The sequence below is a fragment of the Rhizobium rhizogenes NBRC 13257 genome, from assembly GCF_000696095.1.
Lineage (GTDB): Bacteria > Pseudomonadota > Alphaproteobacteria > Rhizobiales > Rhizobiaceae > Rhizobium > Rhizobium rhizogenes.
In genome coordinates, this window is record NZ_BAYX01000004.1 from 387,365 (window position 1) to 404,481 (window position 17,117).

At 61.6% G+C, this 17,117-nt stretch carries 17 protein-coding genes; 11 read left to right on the forward strand and 6 right to left on the reverse strand.

Annotation, left to right across the window (positions count from 1 at the left end; genetic code table 11):
* Nucleotides 1-21: 21 nt before the first annotated feature.
* Nucleotides 22-597, reverse strand: a complete 576-nt coding sequence (locus RRH01S_RS11335; RefSeq protein ID WP_007690097.1) for an NADPH-dependent FMN reductase — start codon at nucleotides 595-597, stop codon at nucleotides 22-24.
* Between the two features lie 74 nt (nucleotides 598-671).
* Between RRH01S_RS11335 and soxR the strand changes: the two genes are divergently transcribed.
* Complete coding sequence (gene soxR / locus RRH01S_RS11340) at nucleotides 672-1,136, forward strand: redox-sensitive transcriptional activator SoxR (RefSeq protein ID WP_007690096.1); 465 nt, start codon at nucleotides 672-674, stop codon at nucleotides 1,134-1,136.
* Nucleotides 1,137-1,146: 10 nt separating this feature from the next.
* Here soxR and glpD read toward each other — a convergent pair whose 3' ends face one another.
* Both glpD and RRH01S_RS11350 read right to left on the reverse strand, forming a co-directional pair.
* Nucleotides 1,147-2,658, reverse strand: a complete 1,512-nt coding sequence (gene glpD / locus RRH01S_RS11345) for a glycerol-3-phosphate dehydrogenase (protein ID WP_037218908.1) — start codon at nucleotides 2,656-2,658, stop codon at nucleotides 1,147-1,149.
* A 117-nt stretch (nucleotides 2,659-2,775) separates the two neighbouring features.
* A complete protein-coding gene (locus tag RRH01S_RS11350) occupies nucleotides 2,776-3,549 on the reverse strand; it encodes a DeoR/GlpR family DNA-binding transcription regulator (RefSeq protein ID WP_007690094.1) in 774 nt (257 codons plus the stop codon).
* A gap of 98 nt (nucleotides 3,550-3,647) precedes the next feature.
* On the opposite strand from RRH01S_RS11350, the gene RRH01S_RS11355 reads away from it, so the two are divergent.
* The 10 genes from RRH01S_RS11355 (at nucleotide 3,648) to RRH01S_RS11400 (ending at nucleotide 14,222) form a co-directional block, all read left to right on the forward strand.
* Entirely contained in the window at nucleotides 3,648-4,418 is a 771-nt protein-coding gene (locus RRH01S_RS11355; protein ID WP_007690093.1) for an SDR family NAD(P)-dependent oxidoreductase, read from the forward strand.
* A gap of 102 nt (nucleotides 4,419-4,520) precedes the next feature.
* Nucleotides 4,521-4,859 (forward strand): ArsR/SmtB family transcription factor, encoded by a 339-nt coding sequence (locus tag RRH01S_RS11360; protein WP_034521629.1) that lies wholly within the window; start codon nucleotides 4,521-4,523, stop codon nucleotides 4,857-4,859.
* 73 nt (nucleotides 4,860-4,932) lie between these two features.
* Nucleotides 4,933-5,280, forward strand: coding sequence for a DUF3088 domain-containing protein (locus tag RRH01S_RS11365; protein WP_012652635.1), 348 nt, complete (start codon nucleotides 4,933-4,935; stop codon nucleotides 5,278-5,280).
* A 120-nt stretch (nucleotides 5,281-5,400) separates the two neighbouring features.
* On the forward strand, nucleotides 5,401-6,297 hold the full coding sequence (locus RRH01S_RS11370) for a LysR family transcriptional regulator (RefSeq protein ID WP_012652634.1): 897 nt from the start codon (nucleotides 5,401-5,403) through the stop codon (nucleotides 6,295-6,297).
* Between the two features lie 178 nt (nucleotides 6,298-6,475).
* On the forward strand, nucleotides 6,476-6,895 hold the full coding sequence (locus tag RRH01S_RS11375) for a formate dehydrogenase subunit gamma (RefSeq protein ID WP_374188751.1): 420 nt from the start codon (nucleotides 6,476-6,478) through the stop codon (nucleotides 6,893-6,895).
* Nucleotides 6,892-8,448 carry a formate dehydrogenase beta subunit gene (locus tag RRH01S_RS11380; RefSeq protein ID WP_042471678.1) on the forward strand — a complete coding sequence of 519 codons (1,557 nt, stop codon included), beginning with the start codon at nucleotides 6,892-6,894 and terminating at the stop codon, nucleotides 8,446-8,448. The genes RRH01S_RS11375 and RRH01S_RS11380 overlap by 4 nt, the downstream gene beginning before the upstream one ends.
* Before the next feature lie 5 nt (nucleotides 8,449-8,453).
* Nucleotides 8,454-11,333, forward strand: coding sequence for a formate dehydrogenase subunit alpha (fdhF, locus tag RRH01S_RS11385; protein WP_042471682.1), 2,880 nt, complete (start codon nucleotides 8,454-8,456; stop codon nucleotides 11,331-11,333).
* Nucleotides 11,334-11,367: 34 nt separating this feature from the next.
* On the forward strand, nucleotides 11,368-12,195 hold the full coding sequence (fdhD, locus tag RRH01S_RS11390; protein WP_042471686.1) for a formate dehydrogenase accessory sulfurtransferase FdhD: 828 nt from the start codon (nucleotides 11,368-11,370) through the stop codon (nucleotides 12,193-12,195).
* Nucleotides 12,185-12,442 (forward strand): formate dehydrogenase subunit delta, encoded by a 258-nt coding sequence (locus RRH01S_RS11395; RefSeq protein ID WP_007690081.1) that lies wholly within the window; start codon nucleotides 12,185-12,187, stop codon nucleotides 12,440-12,442. Before fdhD ends, RRH01S_RS11395 begins: the two co-directional genes overlap by 11 nt.
* Nucleotides 12,443-12,560: 118 nt before the next feature.
* Nucleotides 12,561-14,222, forward strand: a complete 1,662-nt coding sequence (locus tag RRH01S_RS11400; RefSeq protein ID WP_012652628.1) for an OFA family MFS transporter — start codon at nucleotides 12,561-12,563, stop codon at nucleotides 14,220-14,222.
* A gap of 84 nt (nucleotides 14,223-14,306) precedes the next feature.
* Here RRH01S_RS11400 and RRH01S_RS11405 read toward each other — a convergent pair whose 3' ends face one another.
* The 3 genes from RRH01S_RS11405 to rocF form a co-directional block, all read right to left on the reverse strand.
* Nucleotides 14,307-14,783, reverse strand: a complete 477-nt coding sequence (locus tag RRH01S_RS11405) for a chemotaxis protein CheW (protein ID WP_007690066.1) — start codon at nucleotides 14,781-14,783, stop codon at nucleotides 14,307-14,309.
* Nucleotides 14,784-14,919: 136 nt separating this feature from the next.
* On the reverse strand, nucleotides 14,920-16,122 hold the full coding sequence (gene rocD, locus RRH01S_RS11410; RefSeq protein WP_042471690.1) for an ornithine--oxo-acid transaminase: 1,203 nt from the start codon (nucleotides 16,120-16,122) through the stop codon (nucleotides 14,920-14,922).
* A gap of 20 nt (nucleotides 16,123-16,142) precedes the next feature.
* Nucleotides 16,143-17,078 carry an arginase gene (gene rocF, locus RRH01S_RS11415; RefSeq protein WP_042471694.1) on the reverse strand — a complete coding sequence of 312 codons (936 nt, stop codon included), beginning with the start codon at nucleotides 17,076-17,078 and terminating at the stop codon, nucleotides 16,143-16,145.
* Between the last annotated feature and the right edge of the window lie 39 nt (nucleotides 17,079-17,117).

Genomic DNA, 17,117 nt, shown 5'->3' on the forward strand with positions numbered 1-17,117 from the left:
TTGGCTATTGTGGACGAACGCTTAAGCCGCGACGGAGCGATAGGGGCGTGTCTCCCGGGCGGGCTTCAATGCCGCGCTCCACCAATGCAGCCGCGCGATCATCCGCACCAGCGATTGGCGCGCCTCGATCGGGTTTTCGAGAGAGCCGTCTTCGGCGAACCGGCCCCAGGGATTGGCGAAGCTGACGGTGTCGCGCACGGTGACCGCGTGCAATTCCGCAAACACCAGCCGCAACTGCTCGACTGCGCGCAGCCCGCCGGAAATGCCGCCATAGGAAACGAAGGCGACCGGCTTGCCTTGCCACGGCTCGTAGACGAGATCGAGCACGAATTTCAGCGAGGCCGTGAAGCTGTGATTGTATTCCGGAGTGACGACGATGAAGGCATCGGCGTCCGAGAGCCGTGCGGCAAGAGCTGCCACCGCCGGATGTTCGCCGTCATGGTGAACCGGCAGGCCGAAATCGAGCGGATCGATGACGTCGATATCGATGAGCGGATAGTGCGCCAGTTCCCGGACGACCCAATTAACCACGCGGTCGCATAGCCGGCCCTTGCGGGTACTGCCGTAGAGGATTGCCAGGCGGGTGGGTTCTGTCATGCGTTGCTCCTGCTTTACGCGCTTTGGAGCAAGAGCTATAAAACCTCAAGTAAAGTTGAGGTCAATAGCCTGTCATGACAAAAATAGACTCTGAAACATTTTCCAGATTGTTGACGGTGGGCGAGGTGGCGGCACGTAGCGGCGTTGCCGTCTCGGCGCTACATTTCTACGAGGCAAAGGGGCTGATCGAGAGCCACCGCAGTCGTGGCAACCAGCGGCGTTACGCCCGCGAGGTGCTGCGCCGCGTGGCGGTGATCAAGGTGGCGCAGCGCGTGGGTATCCCGCTTGCCGAAATCCAGGCAGCGCTCGACACGCTGCCGCAAAGCCGGACGCCGACGGGTGCCGACTGGCGGGATCTATCGGCGCAATGGAAGAACGATCTGGATGCGCGGATCAGGCGGCTGCAGGGCCTGCGCGATCAGCTCGACGGCTGCATCGGTTGCGGCTGTCTTTCGATGCAGAGCTGTCCGCTGCGCAATCCCTGGGATGTGCTGGCTGAGGAAGGGCCGGGGCCGAGATTGCTCGATCCCGAAGGGTAAGGGTGGGAACTTATGCGTGGACCCGCGTGCCGGCCATATAGTCGTCCAGCGCAGCGGCCTGGTCCTTCGAGAGGTAGAGCCCCTTCTTCGAACGGCGCCAGAGGACATCGGCGGCGGTATAGGCCCATTCATGTGCCATCAGATAGCGCACTTCCGCCTCGTAGAGATCGCTGCCGAAGCTGCGGCCGAGATCGGCGATGGTCTTTGCGTCTCCGAGGATCATGGTGGCGCGGGTGCCGTAGCGGCGCACCAGCCGGCGGGCGTGCGGGTCGGTGAGGAAGGGATAACGCGCCTTCAGCTTGACCACTTCGGCTTCGTAACCCTTGGCCGGGAAATCGCCGCCGGGTAGGGAGCTCTTGGCCGTCCATGGCGTGCCCTTGAGGCCGATGGCTTCGCCGATCTTTTCCAGCGCATGTTCGCTCAGGCGACGATAGGTGGTGAGCTTGCCGCCGAAGACGTTGAGCAGCGGTGCCTGACCTTCCGCGCCCTCGACCTTCAGCACGTAGTCGCGGGTCGCTTCCTGCGCCTTGGTGGCGCCGTCGTCATAGAGCGGGCGCACGGCGGAATAGGTCCAGACGATATCCTCGGGGCGAACCGGCTCCTTGAAATATTCGCTGGCGGCGTTGCAGAGATAGGTGGTTTCCTCTTCGGAAATCCTCACATCCTTCGGATCGTCCTTATAGTCGCGGTCCGTGGTGCCGATCAGGGTGAAGTCCTGTTCGTAGGGAATGGCGAAGATGATGCGATTATCCGGATTCTGGAAGAAATAGGCGCGCGGATCGTTGAATTTTTTGCGGACGACGATGTGGCTGCCCTGCACCAGGCGGACATTGTGGGCCTGGTTGGTGCCAAACGCGTCGGAGAGGACATGATCGACCCACGGGCCGGCGGCATTGATCAGCATGCGCGACTTGAAGAGGCGCTTCTCGCCGGTGACGGTGTCCTCAGTTTCGATCGTCCAGAGGGCGCCGTCACGGCGGGCCGATATGACCTTGGTGCGCGGCATGATCGTGGCGCCGCGATCGGCGGCGTCGCGGGCGTTGAGCACGACCATGCGGGCGTCATCCACCCAGCCGTCGGAATATTCGAATGCCTTGGTGAACAGCGACTTCAGCGGCTTACCTGCCGGGTCGGTCTTCATGTCGAGCGTCGCCGTCGGCGGCAGCAGCTTGCGACCGCCAAGATGGTCGTAAAGGAAAAGGCCGAGGCGGATGAGCCAGGCCGGACGGATGCCGCCCTTGTGATAGGGCAGGACGAAACGCATCGGCCAGATGATGTGCGGCGCCATCGCCCAGAGCACTTCGCGCTCCATCAGCGATTCGCGCACCAGGCGGAATTCGTAATGTTCGAGATAGCGCAGGCCGCCATGGATCAGCTTGGTGGCGCCGGACGATGTGCCGGAGGCGAAATCGTTCATTTCGGCAAGCGCGACCTTGTAGCCGCGCCCGACGGCGTCACGGGCGATGCCGCAGCCGTTGATGCCGCCGCCAATGACGAAAATGTCGTGGATCTGCTCGCTCACGCGCCCCTCCGCAAAGCCCCCGCCATCTTGGAAGATGGATAATTCGAAAATCAATCCATCTAAAGCGAAATCAATACGAATGTCAAACGAACGTTTCTTGATGGGCTCTGCGTGTGGTCAACTCTGCCGGCGTGCGGTTTCGACCAGGCGAACGCCGTGTTCGGCGGCGGCGATACGCACGGATTCGATCCGACATTCGTCGGTGACGAAGGTATGGACCTGCGACAGATGGCCGATGCGGACCGGGGCGGTGCGTTCGAACTTGGTGCTGTCGGCCACCAGGATGACATGGCGGGCATTGGCGATGATCGCCTGCGCCACTTTCACTTCGCGGAAATCGAAATCGAGAAGCGCGCCGTCGGCGTCTATGGCGGAGGTGCCGATGACGGCGTAGTCCACCTTGAACTGCCGGATGAAATCAACCGCCGCCTCGCCGACAATGCCGCCGTCCGAGCCGCGCACGACGCCGCCGGCGATGACGACCTCGATCGATGGGAAAATCCGTAACTTATTGGCAACGTTGATATTGTTGGTGATGACCATCAATTCGTGATGGCCGAGAAGGGCCTCGCCGACCGCTTCCGTCGTGGTGCCGATATTGATGAAAAGCGAGCTGTTATTGGGGATGAGCCCGGCGGCAGCCCGGCCGATCGCCTGCTTTTCCGGGGCGGCGATGGAGCGGCGTGCTTCATATTTGACGTTTTCCGTGCCACCCGGAAAAATCGCACCACCGTGGACCCGCGACAGGACACGTCCGTCGCAGAGATCGTTCAGGTCCTTGCGGATGGTCTGCGGTGTCACGGAAAAGCGCGACGCCAGTTCCTCCACCAGCACACGCCCCTCAGTCTTGGCGATCTCCAGAATCTCTGTTTGCCGTCCCGATAGGAACATAATCTGCGCTCCCTTTCTTTCGTTTTTTCATCATCATATGATAAAGTGAAAATTCCGCAATTGTCGGTGCGCGGATTCTGCGATTTGAGAGGGCCATCATGTTTCATCCGAAGCTATTCGAAAATCGCAACGTCGTGATCACCGGCGCCGGCCGCGGCATCGGGCTGGAGGTGGCACGGCAGTTTCTCGATTGCGGTGCGCGCGTTCTCGTCCATGTCGGGCGTGACGGCAAACGCGAGCTGCCGGATTTTCTGCTGGAGGCCGAGCTTGACCGCCGCGCTTTTCTCATTCCGGCCGACTTTAGCAGCGAGAACGGTACGAAGGATTTCGCCGCTGCGGCTGCGGGCGTATTCGACCGTATCGACGTGCTGGTCAACAATGCCGGCACCATGCTCGGCCGCTTTCCCGCCGGCGAATTGACCGACGAGCAATATGGCCGGATCGTCCAGCTCAACCAGACCTCCGTTGTAGAGGTGACAAGGGCCTTGCTGCCGCAGCTCAGGAGCGCCGGGCAGGCGGCGATCGTCAATACGGTATCGATCTCGGCGCTCACAGGCGGCAGTCCGGGATCGGCGATCTATTCCGCCTCCAAGGCCTTCGTCGCCACCTATTCGAAAGCGCTGGCGCGGGAGCTGGCGCCGGACGGCATCCGGGTGAACTGCGTGTCGCCGGGAACCATCGCCACCGATTTCCACGAGCGTTATTCCTCGAAGGAGAAGTTGGAGCAGACGCGCCGGTCTATTCCATTGCAGCGCCTCGGCACGGCGGAAGATTGTGCGCCCACCTATCTTTTCCTGGCGGCGCCGAGCTTATCCGGCTACATCACCGGGCAGGTGATCGAGATTAATGGCGGGCAGCTTATCTGCTGATAAAATGGACCTTTTTTGGTGTTCCGCCATTTTTTGAACGGGCACCCAATTCATAATATTATACGCATATCTGTATGCGAATTTATCGCCTGAGGCTGTCCTATGTCGTTGTCTCCACCGCCTGGTGGCATTGCGGAGCATAATGTTGAAGAACTGAACGCGAGAGCCAGACGGGCGAGCGTTTTGTTGAAGGCACTGTCGCACGAGACACGCCTGATCATTCTCTTCCTGTTGGCCAAGCAAGAAAAGACCGTGATGGAGATCGAGGCTATCCTCGGTCTGCAGCAGGCGGTGGTGTCGCAGCATCTGGCGCGGCTGCGGCTGGAGAAGCTGGTCGAAACACGCCGCGAGGGCCGGCTCGTCTATTATGCTGTCGCCGGTACCGAAATCTGCGACGTGGTCGAATCGCTGCGGGAGGTTTTCTGCGGTTTCGATTCCTGATCGTGGCGCCAGGAGATGCTTGCCGCGTACGGATTGCTGCGCTTCTCATCGTTCGAGATAGACGGAACCGATGATGACCCGCGATAAACTCTTTTTGCTGCGCCCCGATTTTGAGGACCCCGCTTATCCCGGCCGGCGCTTCTATTGCTGGCATTGTGCCTTGATGGAAGGGGTTCTGGCATCATTTCCCGCGCTGGCACAACGGCTTGATGTCGAGCGGATTGCGTGGCCGCGGCCAAGGCTTCCCGTCATCGCGTTGGTCGGGGAGGGAAATCAGTCCCTGCCGCTGCTGGTGTTGGCGGATGGTGAAACGTCGAAATATCAAACCGGCGTGTTTGAGGGTCGTGCCTTCATTTCCGACAAGGACAAGATCCTTGCCGCACTTTCCGAGCGGCATGGGTTTCCCGATCCTCATCCGTGAGTGGGAACCCGGCGATCTGATCTGAAAGGGAAGGCTGTGGCCTCTGTTGGTTCCGCCTCTCCTTTTCCAATGTTGCGCTCATGCCTTGGGCCGTTTAACTCTTCCTCTCGGGAGAGTTGAATGATCGACAAGCTGGAATTCTTCATCGCGCTTGCCAACCAGAAGCATTTCGGCCGTGCCGCGGAGGAATGCGGAGTGACGCAGCCGACCTTGTCGGCGGCGATCCGGCAGCTGGAGGATCAGCTCGGGGTCATGCTTGTCAGTCGTGGTTCGCGCTTCCAGGGGTTGACCCCGGAAGGGCAGCGGGTGCTCGAATGGGCGCGGCGGATCGTTGGTGACGCCAGGACGATGCGCGAGGAGATGCGGGCGGCGCACAAGGGCCTTGCCGGCCATATCCGCATCGCGGCTATCCCAACGGCGCTCGCCATGGTGCCGAAGATCACCGCGCCGTTTCAGGAGCGGCATCCCGATGTCACCTTCTCCATCATCTCGCGCAATTCGCTGCAGGTGCTGAGCCTGCTCGAAAATCTCGAGATCGATGCCGGCATCACCTATCTGGAAAACGAGCCGCTTGGGCGCGTCACCAGCGTGCCGCTTTATGCCGAGCGCTATCATCTGATCACGGCGGCGGGCAGTCCGCTCTCCGAGCGCGCGACTGTGACTTGGAAAGAAGTGGGCGATCTTCGGCTTTGTCTATTGACCGCAGACATGCAGAACCGCCGCATCATCAATCGGCACCTTGCCGAAGCCGGCGCGACAGTCAGACCGACGCTGGAATCCAATTCGATGATCGTGTTGTTTTCCCATGTCCAGACCGGGCGCTGGGCGAGCATCATGCCGAAGAATATCGCCGATTCCTTCGGTTTTCCCGCCGATATTCGCAAGATCCCGATCACCGAGCCGGATGCCGAACATCTCGTCGGCCTGGTCGCCACCCATCGTGAGCCGTTTACCCCGCTCGTCTCGGCCCTGTTGCACGAGGCGCGATTGCTCGCGGAGAGCGATAAAGGTCGATAGGAATTTTCTATCGTTTGACGAGACTGCCTTATTGATCCCTCGCTTCTTCCCTGCGACTCTCTGAATGTAGGCCCGCGTCGTCGCGCGTTTACGGAGGAGAAGCCTGGGAGGGCTGCTTATGAGTTTGCATCTTGGCTCGAGCGCAATCGCGGCCCGTGCCGGCGTCATTATCGAAGCCATGAAATCGATGGAAGGTCCGCTCCTGCCGATCTTGCACGGGATCCAGGAAGAGTTCGGCTATGTGCCGCAGGATACGCTGCCGCTGATCGCCAAGGCATTGAATTTGTCGCGCGCCGAAGTGCATGGTGTCATGACCTTCTATCATGACTATCGCGATCATCCCGCTGGCCGACATGTCCTGAAACTCTGTCGCGCCGAGGCCTGTCAGTCGATGGGCGGCGATCAGCTGGCTGAGCGCGTCAAGCGATTGCTCGGTATCGATTTTCATCAGACGACGCTTGATGGCAGCGTGACGCTGGAGCCGGTCTACTGTCTCGGGCTCTGCGCCTGCGCTCCGGCTGCGATGCTGGATGGCGAGCTGTATGGCCGGCTCGACGATGAAGGTGCCGAAGATCTTGTGAAGGAGGCGCGCCGATGACGGTGAAGATTTATGTTCCCCGCGATGCCGCAGCTCTTTCGCTCGGTGCTCAGAAGGTGGCGGAAGCCGTCGCGCGGCAGATCGCCGGCCGTGGACTGGACGCGCAGATCGTGCGCAACGGCTCGCGTGGCATGTTCTGGTTGGAGCCCCTGGTTGAAGTCGAAGTCGGTGGCAAGCGCATCGGCTATGGGCCGGTGAAGGCCAAGGACGTGCCGGCGCTGTTCGACGCTGGGCTCGCTGAAGGCGGCGGGCATCCGCTCTGTCTTGGGGAGGTCGAAAACCTCCCATTCCTTAGGGAACAGACCCGCCTGACCTTTGCCCGATGCGGCGTTATCGAGTCCCTTTCGCTGGAAGATTACGAAGTCCATGGCGGCCTCAAGGGCCTGCGCCGTGCTGTCGGCATGGCTGCGGCTGATATCGTCACGGAGGTCATGGATTCAGGCCTGCGTGGCCGTGGTGGCGCGGGCTTTCCGACCGGCATCAAGTGGAAGACCGTGCTCGATGCGCCGGGAGCGCGCAAATACATCGTCTGCAATGCCGACGAGGGCGATAGCGGTACCTTCGCCGACCGGATGATCATGGAGGGTGATCCCTTCGTCTTGATCGAGGGCATGGCGATTGCCGGGCTTGCCACGGGCGCGACCAAAGGCTTCGTCTATGCGCGTTCGGAATATCCGCATGCCATCGCCGTAATGACGGAGGCGGTCGAGGTCGCCAGGCGCGCCGGTATTCTCGGCGCTTCCGTTCTCGGCTCCGGCAAGGCCTTCGATATCGAGATCCGCACCGGCGCCGGCGCCTATGTCTGCGGCGAGGAAACGGCGCTTCTCAACAGCCTGGAAGGCAAGCGCGGCATCGTTCGCGCCAAGCCACCGCTACCAGCCCATAAGGGCCTGTTCGACTGTCCCACCGTCATCAACAACGTCATCTCGCTCGCCTCCGTGCCTGTGATCATGGACAAGGGAGCGACCTTCTATCGGGACTTCGGCATGGGTCGCTCGCGCGGCACCATTCCGCTGCAGATCGCGGGCAATGTGAAGTATGGCGGCCTTTATGAGACGGCCTTCGGCCTATCGCTTGGGGATATCATCGACAAGATAGGCGGTGGCACCGCGACGGGACGACCGGTGAAAGCTGTGCAGGTCGGCGGACCGCTGGGCGCCTATTTCCCGCGCGCTTTGTTCGATACGCCTTTCGACTACGAATCCTTCGCAGCCAAGGACGGGCTGATCGGCCATGCCGGCATCGTCGTCTTCGACGACACCGCCGACATGCTGAAGCAGGCGCGTTTCGCCATGGAGTTCTGCGCAGTCGAAAGCTGCGGCAAGTGCACGCCCTGCCGCATTGGTTCGACGCGCGGTGTGGAGACAGCCGACAAGATCGCGCGTGGGATCGAGCCGGAGAAGAACCGGGTCCTGCTCGCCGACCTCTGCAACACGATGAAGTTCGGCTCGCTCTGTGCGCTCGGGGGCTTCACGCCCTATCCGGTGATGAGCGCGATGACGCATTTTCCGGAGGATTTCTCTCCGGTCCCTTTGATTGAAGCGGCGGAGTAAGAGCCATGTCCCTCGTTCCCGAAATCGATTACGGCACGCCCGCCTCCCGCTCCGAAACCATGGTGACGCTGACCGTCGATGGTCGTCCGATCACCGTGCCCGAGGGCACATCGATCATGCGCGCCTCGATGGAAGCCGGCATTCAGGTGCCGAAGCTCTGCGCAACCGACATGGTCGATGCTTTCGGCTCCTGTCGCCTCTGTCTCGTCGAAATCGAAGGCCGCAACGGCACGCCTTCGTCCTGCACGACACCGGTTTCGCCGGGCATGGTGGTGCACACCCAGACCAACCGGCTGAAGGATATCCGCCGTGGCGTGATGGAGCTCTATATCTCCGACCATCCGCTCGACTGTCTGACCTGCGCCGCCAATGGCGACTGCGAGCTGCAGGACATGGCCGGCGCCGTTGGCCTGCGCGATGTGCGCTATGGCTATGAGGGCGACAATCACGTCAAGGCACGCAACAGCGGCGACATCAATCTGAAATGGATGCCGAAGGACGAGTCCAATCCCTATTTCACCTATGATCCTTCGAAGTGCATCGTCTGCTCCCGCTGCGTGCGCGCTTGCGAAGAGGTGCAGGGCACGTTCGCGCTGACCATCGAGGGCCGGGGTTTCGGTTCGCGTGTGTCGCCCGGCATGCATGAGCATTTCATCGACAGTGAGTGCGTCTCCTGCGGCGCCTGCGTCCAGGCCTGTCCAACCGCGACGCTGACGGAGAAGTCGGTGATCGCGATCGGCCAGCCGGAGCATTCCGTCGTCACCACCTGCGCCTATTGCGGCGTCGGCTGTTCTTTCAAGGCGGAGATGCGTGGCGAGGAACTGGTCCGCATGGTGCCGTGGAAGGATGGCCAGGCCAATCGCGGCCATTCCTGCGTCAAGGGCCGCTTCGCCTACGGCTATTCGACCCACAAGGACCGCATTCTCAATCCGATGGTGCGCGAGAAGATCACCGACCCCTGGCGCGAAGTCACTTGGGATGAGGCCTTCGCCCATGTTGCCACGGAAATCCGGCGCATCCAGTATCAATATGGCCGTGAATCCGTCGGTGGCATCACCTCGTCGCGCTGCACCAACGAAGAAACCTTCCTGGTGCAGAAGCTGATACGCGCCGGCTTCGGCAACAACAATGTCGATACCTGCGCCCGCGTCTGCCACTCGCCGACCGGCTACGGCCTCGGCCAGGCCTTCGGCACCTCAGCCGGTACGCAGAATTTCGACAGCGTTGAGCATTCCGACGTTGTCATCGTTATCGGCGCCAATCCGACCGATGGCCATCCAGTCTTCGGCTCGCGCCTGAAGAAGCGGCTGCGTCAGGGCGCCAAGCTGATCGTCATCGATCCGCGCCGCATCGATCTGGTGCGTACGCCGCATGTCGAGGCGAGTTATCACCTGCCGCTCAAGCCCGGCACCAATGTCGCCCTGCTGACGGCGCTTGCCCATGTCATCGTCACCGAAGGCCTGTTCGACGAAAAATTCATTCGCGAGCGTTGCGACTGGTCGGAATTCGAGGATTGGGCTGCTTTCGTTGCCGAGCCGCAGCATAGCCCGGAAGAGACGGAAAAGTTCACCAACGTTCCCGCCGATCTGGTGCGCGGCGCGGCTCGCCTCTTCGCCAACGGCGGCAATGGCGCGATCTACTACGGCCTCGGCGTCACCGAGCACAGCCAGGGCTCGACGACGGTCATGGCGATCGCCAATCTTGCGATGGTGACCGGCAATATCGGCCGTCCCGGCGTCGGCGTGAACCCGCTGCGCGGCCAGAACAATGTCCAGGGCTCCTGCGACATGGGTTCCTTCCCGCATGAGCTACCGGGCTATCGCCATATCTCCGACGATGCGACCCGCGATATCTTCGAAAAGCTCTGGGGCGTGAAGCTCAACAACGAACCGGGCCTGCGTATCCCCAACATGCTCGACGCCGCCGTCGATGGCACGTTCAAGGGCCTCTACATCCAGGGCGAAGACATCCTGCAATCCGATCCGGACACCAAGCATGTCGCCGCCGGCCTTGCCGCGATGGAATGCGTTATCGTCCACGATCTCTTCCTGAATGAGACGGCCAACTACGCCCATGTGTTCCTGCCCGGCTCGACCTTCCTGGAAAAGGATGGCACCTTCACCAATGCCGAGCGTCGCATCAACCGCGTGCGCAAGGTGATGAGCCCGCGCAACGGCTATGCCGACTGGGAAGTGACGCAAAAGATGGCGCAGGCCATGGGACTTGGCTGGAACTATCAGCATCCCTCCGAAATCATGGATGAAATCGCCGCGACGACGCCGAGCTTTGCACTGGTCTCCTACGACTATCTGGAGAAGATGGGCTCGGTGCAGTGGCCCTGCAACGAGAAGACGCCATTGGGCTCGCCGATCATGCATGTCGACGGTTTCGTGCGCGGCAAGGGTAAGTTCATCCGCACAGAATATGTCGCGACCGACGAACGCACCGGCCCGCGCTTCCCGCTGCTGCTGACGACCGGGCGTATCCTCAGTCAGTACAATGTCGGCGCACAGACGCGGCGTACCGAGAACGTCATGTGGCACTCCGAGGACCGGCTGGAGATGAATCCGCACGATGCCGAGCAGCGCGGTATTCGCGAGGGCGACTGGATCAAGCTTGCCAGCCGCTCCGGCGATACGACGTTGCGCGCGCTGATCACCGACCGCGTTGCGCCAGGCGTCGTCTATACGACCTTCCATCATCCCGATACGCAGGCGAATGTCATCACGACCGACTATTCCGACTGGGCAACCAATTGCCCGGAATATAAGGTCACGGCCGTCCAGGTCTCGCCATCGAACGGCCCGTCGCAATGGCAGATCGACTATGACGAACAGGCCCGGCAATCTCGCCGGATTGTTGGGAAAATGGAGGCTGCGGAGTGAGTTCGAATGTGTGGAGAGATACCCCGACAAGCCGATGACCCAATTCAAACCCACCGCCACCGTCCCTGAAACCGCGCGCCGCAACGGCGTCGTCCGCTCCAGCTCCCGCATCGTGCCAGAAGAGGTGCCGATCGCCTTTTCCTATGGCGGCTCTTCGCATGCGGTGATGATGGGAACACCTGACGATCTCGAGGACTTCGCCATCGGGTTCAGCCTGACCGAGGGCATCATCACTGATATCGGCCAGATCGCCGCTGTCGAACCGGTCGAAGACGAGCAGGGGATCGATGTGCAGATCACCTTGGTCGATGACGTCGCCGATGCGCTGCGCGTTCGGCGGCGGCATATGGCCGGGCCGGTTGGCTGCGGCCTTTGCGGCATCGAGTCGATTGAGCAGGCGGTGCGCAAGGTGCCGGATGTGTCCGCCGTCGAGCTGACGCTGTCGCATGAGGATATTGTCCGCGCCATCGCGCTGCTCAATGATGCGCAGCCCTTGCACCGCGAAACCCGCGCCGTGCACGGGGCAGGCTTTTATGTTCAGGGGCAGGGGCTGATCGCCGTGCGCGAGGATGTTGGGCGGCACAATGCGCTGGACAAGCTCTGCGGCGCAGTCATTCGCTCCGGTCACAAGGGCGCCGATGGCGTCGTTGCGGTCACCAGCCGGCTGTCGGTCGAGATGGTGCAGAAGGCGGCGATCCTGGGCAGTTCGGTTCTGGTTGCCATTTCCGCGCCGACGGCGCTTGCCATCCGCACGGCTGACGAGGCGGGCATGACGTTGGTGGCGCTGGTGCGCGGCGACGATTTTGAGATTTTCACCCATCCGCAGCGTATTACTCCGGGGAGCATCGCCGATGTCGCCTGACGAAACACCACACGGCAAGACCGCGACGAAGCTCGTCTATATGGCCAACCAGATCGCCACCTTCTTCAAGACGCAGCCGGCGCATGAATCGGCGCAGGGTGTCGCGACGCATATCAACAAATTCTGGGAGCCCCGCATGCGGCGTCAGCTTTTCGAGATCATCGATCATGGAGACAGCGACTTGAGCCCTCTCGTCATCGAGGCCTCCGCGCTGATCCACAGACCGGAGCCGGCCAAGCAAGACTGATCCGGCCTTTGTCTTTGATTTTTAAAATCTATTGGATGGAGAGGGAAATCCGTCCGTCGCTGCTGTACAAGGCGGAATTATTGGGGAATTCAGGTCTCTGAAACAAGGAGGGTTGTTCATGGCGACTGCGGAAACGGATATTTCAAGGGGCGCGGCGGCGCCGGGACTGCTCGATCGCGAGCGCATTATCGCCAAGCCTGGCTTCAACCGGTGGCTGGTGCCGCCGGCGGCCCTGGCGATCCATCTTTGCATCGGCATGGCCTATGGCTTCAGCGTCTTCTGGCTGCCGCTGTCGAAGGCGCTCGGCACAACGACGCCGCCTTCGGCTGAATGCGCCAGCCTCAATCTCCTTTCCGCTTTGGTCACGACAAGCTGCGACTGGCGCGTCAGCGATCTCGGCTGGATCTATACGCTGTTCTTCGTGCTGCTCGGTTCCTCCGCCGCCATCTGGGGCGGCTGGCTGGAACGGGCCGGCCCGCGCAAGGCCGGTGTCGTCTCGGCCTGCTGCTGGTGTGGCGGCATCCTGATTGCCGCGATCGGCGTCATCTATCATCAGCTCTGGCTGATGTGGATCGGCGCGGGCGTGATCGGCGGCATCGGGCTTGGCCTCGGCTATATCTCGCCGGTCTCGACGTTGATCAAATGGTTCCCCGACCGGCGTGGCATGGCGACGGGCATGGCGATCATGGGCTTCGGCGGTGGAGCAATGATCGGCGCGCCGCTCGCCAACCTGCTGATGACCAATTTCCGCGTCGATGGTTCGGTCGGCGTCTGGCAGACCTTCATCGTCATGGCGGCGATCTATTTCGTCTTCATGATGGGCGGCGCCTTCGGCTATCGCTTGCCGCCGGCCGGCTGGCGTCCTGAGGGATGGACGCCGCCCGCCGCCAAGAGCACGATGATCACGACCAAGCATGTGCATCTGCGCAACGCCCATAAGACCAAGCAGTTCTGGCTGATTTGGGCGGTACTGTGCCTCAACGTTTCTGCCGGTATCGGCGTCATCGGCATGGCCTCGCCGATGCTGCAGGAAATCTTCGGCGGTGCGCTGATCGGCCTGCCGGATGTGAAGTTCGGCGATCTCAGCAAGGAACAGGTGGCGGCCATCGCAGCGATTGCCGCGGGCTTTGCCGGTCTCTTGTCGCTCTTCAATATCGGCGGTCGCTTCTTCTGGGCGTCGCTCTCCGACAAGATCGGCCGCAAGAACACTTACTACTGCTTCTTCCTCATCGGTATCGCGCTTTACCTGCTTGCCCCCTGGGCGGCGGGCATTCACAGCAAGGTCCTGTTCGTCGGCGCCCTTTGCATCATTCTCTCGATGTATGGCGGCGGCTTTGCCACCATCCCGGCCTATCTTGCCGATATCTTCGGCACGCAATTCGTCGGTGCCATCCATGGCCGGCTGCTGACGGCCTGGGCGACGGCCGGGATCGTCGGCCCGGTGGTGGTCAATTACATCCGTGAAGCACAGAAGGCTGCTGGCGTCGAAGGCGCGCAGCTCTATACCTTCACTATGTATATCCTCGCCGGCATGCTGGCGCTGGGCCTGATTGCCAACTCGCTGGTAAGACCGCTTGCGGACAAGTGGTTCATGTCGGATGAGGAAGTGGCCGCGCTGCAGGCAAAGACTGCCGCCGCCAATGCCGGCCCGACGGGCTCCTTCGGCATCGGCAAGGGCGGGTTCGACGGCAAGGCGCTGATCGCCTGGGCGATCGTCGGCATCCCGTTGCTTTGGGGCGTCTGGGTGACGATCAGAAGCACTTTTGCACTGTTTGGCTGAAACCGGCACGCTACTTGCATGGAAAAAGCCGTCCCGGACGACCGGGGCGGCTTTTTCGTGGGGACTGAAATGAAAAGTAGGCGCTCAGGCGGCGAGTTCTTCGGCTTCGCCTTCCTTGAACATCTTGGCAAGGTTCAGGAAGCAGATCATGCCGTTTTCGGTGGCGATGATGCCTTCGCAGTAGGCGCGGTCGAAGGAGGCGGTGACTTCGGGGACGGGCTGGACCTGGTCGGCAGCGATCGTCAGAATGTCGGAGACGCGATCGACCAGCATGCCGATGACCATGTTATGGACCTCAGCCACGACGATGGCGCTGCGTTCATTGGCGACCGTGCTCTCCATGCCCAGCTTGTAGGCGAGATCGATAATTGGGATGACTGAGCCGCGCAGGTTCATGACGCCGATGACATCGGCCGGCGCATGCGGGATCGGCGTTGACGGCGCCCAGCCGCGGATTTCGCGGATCGTGGTGGTCTTGACGCAGAATTCCTGATCGTGAAGCCGGAAGGCAATGATCTCCAGCGTATCGCCGCTGAAGCTGGTGGAATTGATCGTGGCCATGAACATTCTTCCCGTTGACGCATGGCGCCAAATCCGGCGCTCTATCCAGGACGATAGCGTAAGAATGTTGCTCAAACCTAAACCTATGGAAGAGATTTCGGCCCTTGCGTAGTTTAGTTTCTTCTAAAGGTTGAGCTCAGCGCGCCAGGACTTTGTCGATCTGCTCCAGCGCCCAGTCGACCTGATTACGGGTGATGACCAGCGGCGGAGCCAGGCGGATCGTATGGTCATGAGTGTCTTTGGCGAGCAGGCCGAGATCCTTGAGCTGATAGCAATATTGCCGCGCGCCTCCGGCCTCGGGCACCAGTTCCACCGCCATCATCAGGCCGCGCCCGCGAACATCCTTGACGATGTTGGAGCGGATCGAGCGCAGGCCTTCGAGGAAATAATCACCCATGACGGCGGCGTTCTCGATCATGCCTTCTTCGGTCAGGACGCGCAGAGCCGCGCGGGCGACGGCGCAGGCGAGCGGATTGCCGCCAAAGGTGGAGCCATGCTGTCCGGGTTTCAGCACGCCGAGCACCTCGGAATTGGAGAGGACAGCGGAGACCGGATAGAAGCCGCCTGACAGGGCCTTGCCGATCAGCGTCACGTCGGCCTCGATGCCCTCGTGTTCCTCGGCCAGTAGTTTGCCGGTGCGGCCGAGGCCGGTCTGGATCTCGTCCAGGATGAGCGTGATCTTATTGGCAGTGCAAAGTTCGCGCAAACGGGTGAAATAACCGGCAGGCGGGATGATGACGCCGGCTTCGCCCTGGATCGGCTCGATCAGCGCCGCAACAGTGTTGCTGTTGATCGCGGCGGCGAAGGCATCGGCGTCGCCGAAGGGCACGACGCGGAAACCCGGCGTATAGGGGCCGAAGCCAGCGCGGGCATCGGGATCGGTCGAGAAGCTGATGATGCTCAGCGTCCGGCCATGGAAATTGTCGGCGAAGACGATGATCTCCGCCTGGTTTTCCGGCACGCCTTTGACCTCGTAGCCCCATTTGCGCACCGCCTTGATCGCGGTTTCGACGGCTTCGGCGCCGGAGTTCATCGGCAGAATCTTGTGGGAGCCGGTGAGTGCTGCCAGTTCCTCGTAGAGATAGGCGAGCTGGTCGTTGCGGAAGGCGCGGGAGGTGAGCGTCAGCTTGCCGGCCTGCTCGATCATCGCCTCGCGGATCTTCGGGTGGCAATGACCCTGGTTGACCGCCGAATAGGCCGAGAGGCAATCGAGATAGCGCTTGCCATCGGTATCCCAGACATAGACGCCTTCGCCGCGGGTGAGCACGACGTCGAGCGGCTTGTAGTTATGGGCGCCGAGACGCTGCTCGGTGGCAATCAGATCGGCTGGTGCGCTCATGGTAATTTCCCCCAGAAATACTATGCCGCTCTTGTCGGGCGGTCGAAGATGCGCCGGCCGAACAGGCTTGCCGCCATCTCCACCAGGACACGGGCGCTCTTGCCGCGATCGTCCAGGAAGGGATTGAGCTCGACGAGATCGAGCGATGAGACGAGGCCGCTATCGGACAGCATTTCCATGATCAGATGGGCTTCGCGATAGGTCGCGCCGCCCGGCACCGTCGTGCCGACACCCGGTGCGATGTCCGGATCGATAAAATCGACGTCGAAGCTGACATGCAGCAGGCCGTTGGCGGCGCTGATCGTGTCAAGCACCTGGCGCATGATCGCGGCCACACCCTGTTCGTCGAGCGAGCGCATGTCGAAGACGTTGACGCCGTGCTCGCGGATCTGCTCGCGCTCATGCGGATCGACGGAGCGGATGCCGACCTGGAAGACCTTCTTCGGATCGACCAGCGGCCGCCCGGCCGGCAGCACATTGGCGATCTCCGCCTGGCCGCAGAAGAAGGCGACGGGCATGCCGTGAATATTGCCCGATGGCGATGTCGCCGGCGAATTGAAGTCCGAATGCGCGTCCAGCCAGAGCACGAAGAGTGGCCGGCCGACCTCTGCCGCATGGCGCGCCATGCCGGAGACGCTGCCCATGGAAAGGCTGTGGTCGCCGCCGAGGATCAGCGGGAATCCGCCGGATGAAGCGACGTCATAGACTTTGGCTTCAAGCGCGCGGGTGAAGGCGCCGACGATCTTTAGATGATGCGCTTTCGGATCGTCCGGCAGGTCGGCGGCGGGGGTGGGATGCAGGTCGCCGCTGTCGGTGACGCGATGGTCGAGTTCGGTCAGCATTGTCGCGATGCCGGCAATGCGCAGGGCAGTCGGCCCCATGCTGGCGCCGCGACGGCCGGAGCCTTCCTCAAGCGGAACGCCGATCAGGGTGACGGATGTGGGTTCTACGCTCATCGGCGGCGCTCCAAAGGGTTAGGGCTATTGATTCGCATT

Coding starts and splice junctions, on each gene's coding strand:
- RRH01S_RS11375 (WP_374188751.1), top strand. CDS start 6,476: ATGAAATCGATGGAAGGTCCGCTCCTGCCGATCTTGCACGGGATCCAG.
- rocF (WP_042471694.1), bottom strand. CDS start 17,078: ATGAGCGTAGAACCCACATCCGTCACCCTGATCGGCGTTCCGCTTGAG.
- fdhF (WP_042471682.1), top strand. CDS start 8,454: ATGTCCCTCGTTCCCGAAATCGATTACGGCACGCCCGCCTCCCGCTCC.
- fdhD (WP_042471686.1), top strand. CDS start 11,368: ATGACCCAATTCAAACCCACCGCCACCGTCCCTGAAACCGCGCGCCGC.
- RRH01S_RS11360 (WP_034521629.1), top strand. CDS start 4,521: ATGTCGTTGTCTCCACCGCCTGGTGGCATTGCGGAGCATAATGTTGAA.
- RRH01S_RS11400 (WP_012652628.1), top strand. CDS start 12,561: ATGGCGACTGCGGAAACGGATATTTCAAGGGGCGCGGCGGCGCCGGGA.
- soxR (WP_007690096.1), top strand. CDS start 672: ATGACAAAAATAGACTCTGAAACATTTTCCAGATTGTTGACGGTGGGC.
- RRH01S_RS11355 (WP_007690093.1), top strand. CDS start 3,648: ATGTTTCATCCGAAGCTATTCGAAAATCGCAACGTCGTGATCACCGGC.
- RRH01S_RS11370 (WP_012652634.1), top strand. CDS start 5,401: ATGATCGACAAGCTGGAATTCTTCATCGCGCTTGCCAACCAGAAGCAT.
- rocD (WP_042471690.1), bottom strand. CDS start 16,122: ATGAGCGCACCAGCCGATCTGATTGCCACCGAGCAGCGTCTCGGCGCC.
- RRH01S_RS11365 (WP_012652635.1), top strand. CDS start 4,933: ATGACCCGCGATAAACTCTTTTTGCTGCGCCCCGATTTTGAGGACCCC.
- RRH01S_RS11405 (WP_007690066.1), bottom strand. CDS start 14,783: ATGGCCACGATCAATTCCACCAGCTTCAGCGGCGATACGCTGGAGATC.
- RRH01S_RS11350 (WP_007690094.1), bottom strand. CDS start 3,549: ATGTTCCTATCGGGACGGCAAACAGAGATTCTGGAGATCGCCAAGACT.
- RRH01S_RS11395 (WP_007690081.1), top strand. CDS start 12,185: ATGTCGCCTGACGAAACACCACACGGCAAGACCGCGACGAAGCTCGTC.
- RRH01S_RS11335 (WP_007690097.1), bottom strand. CDS start 597: ATGACAGAACCCACCCGCCTGGCAATCCTCTACGGCAGTACCCGCAAG.
- RRH01S_RS11380 (WP_042471678.1), top strand. CDS start 6,892: ATGACGGTGAAGATTTATGTTCCCCGCGATGCCGCAGCTCTTTCGCTC.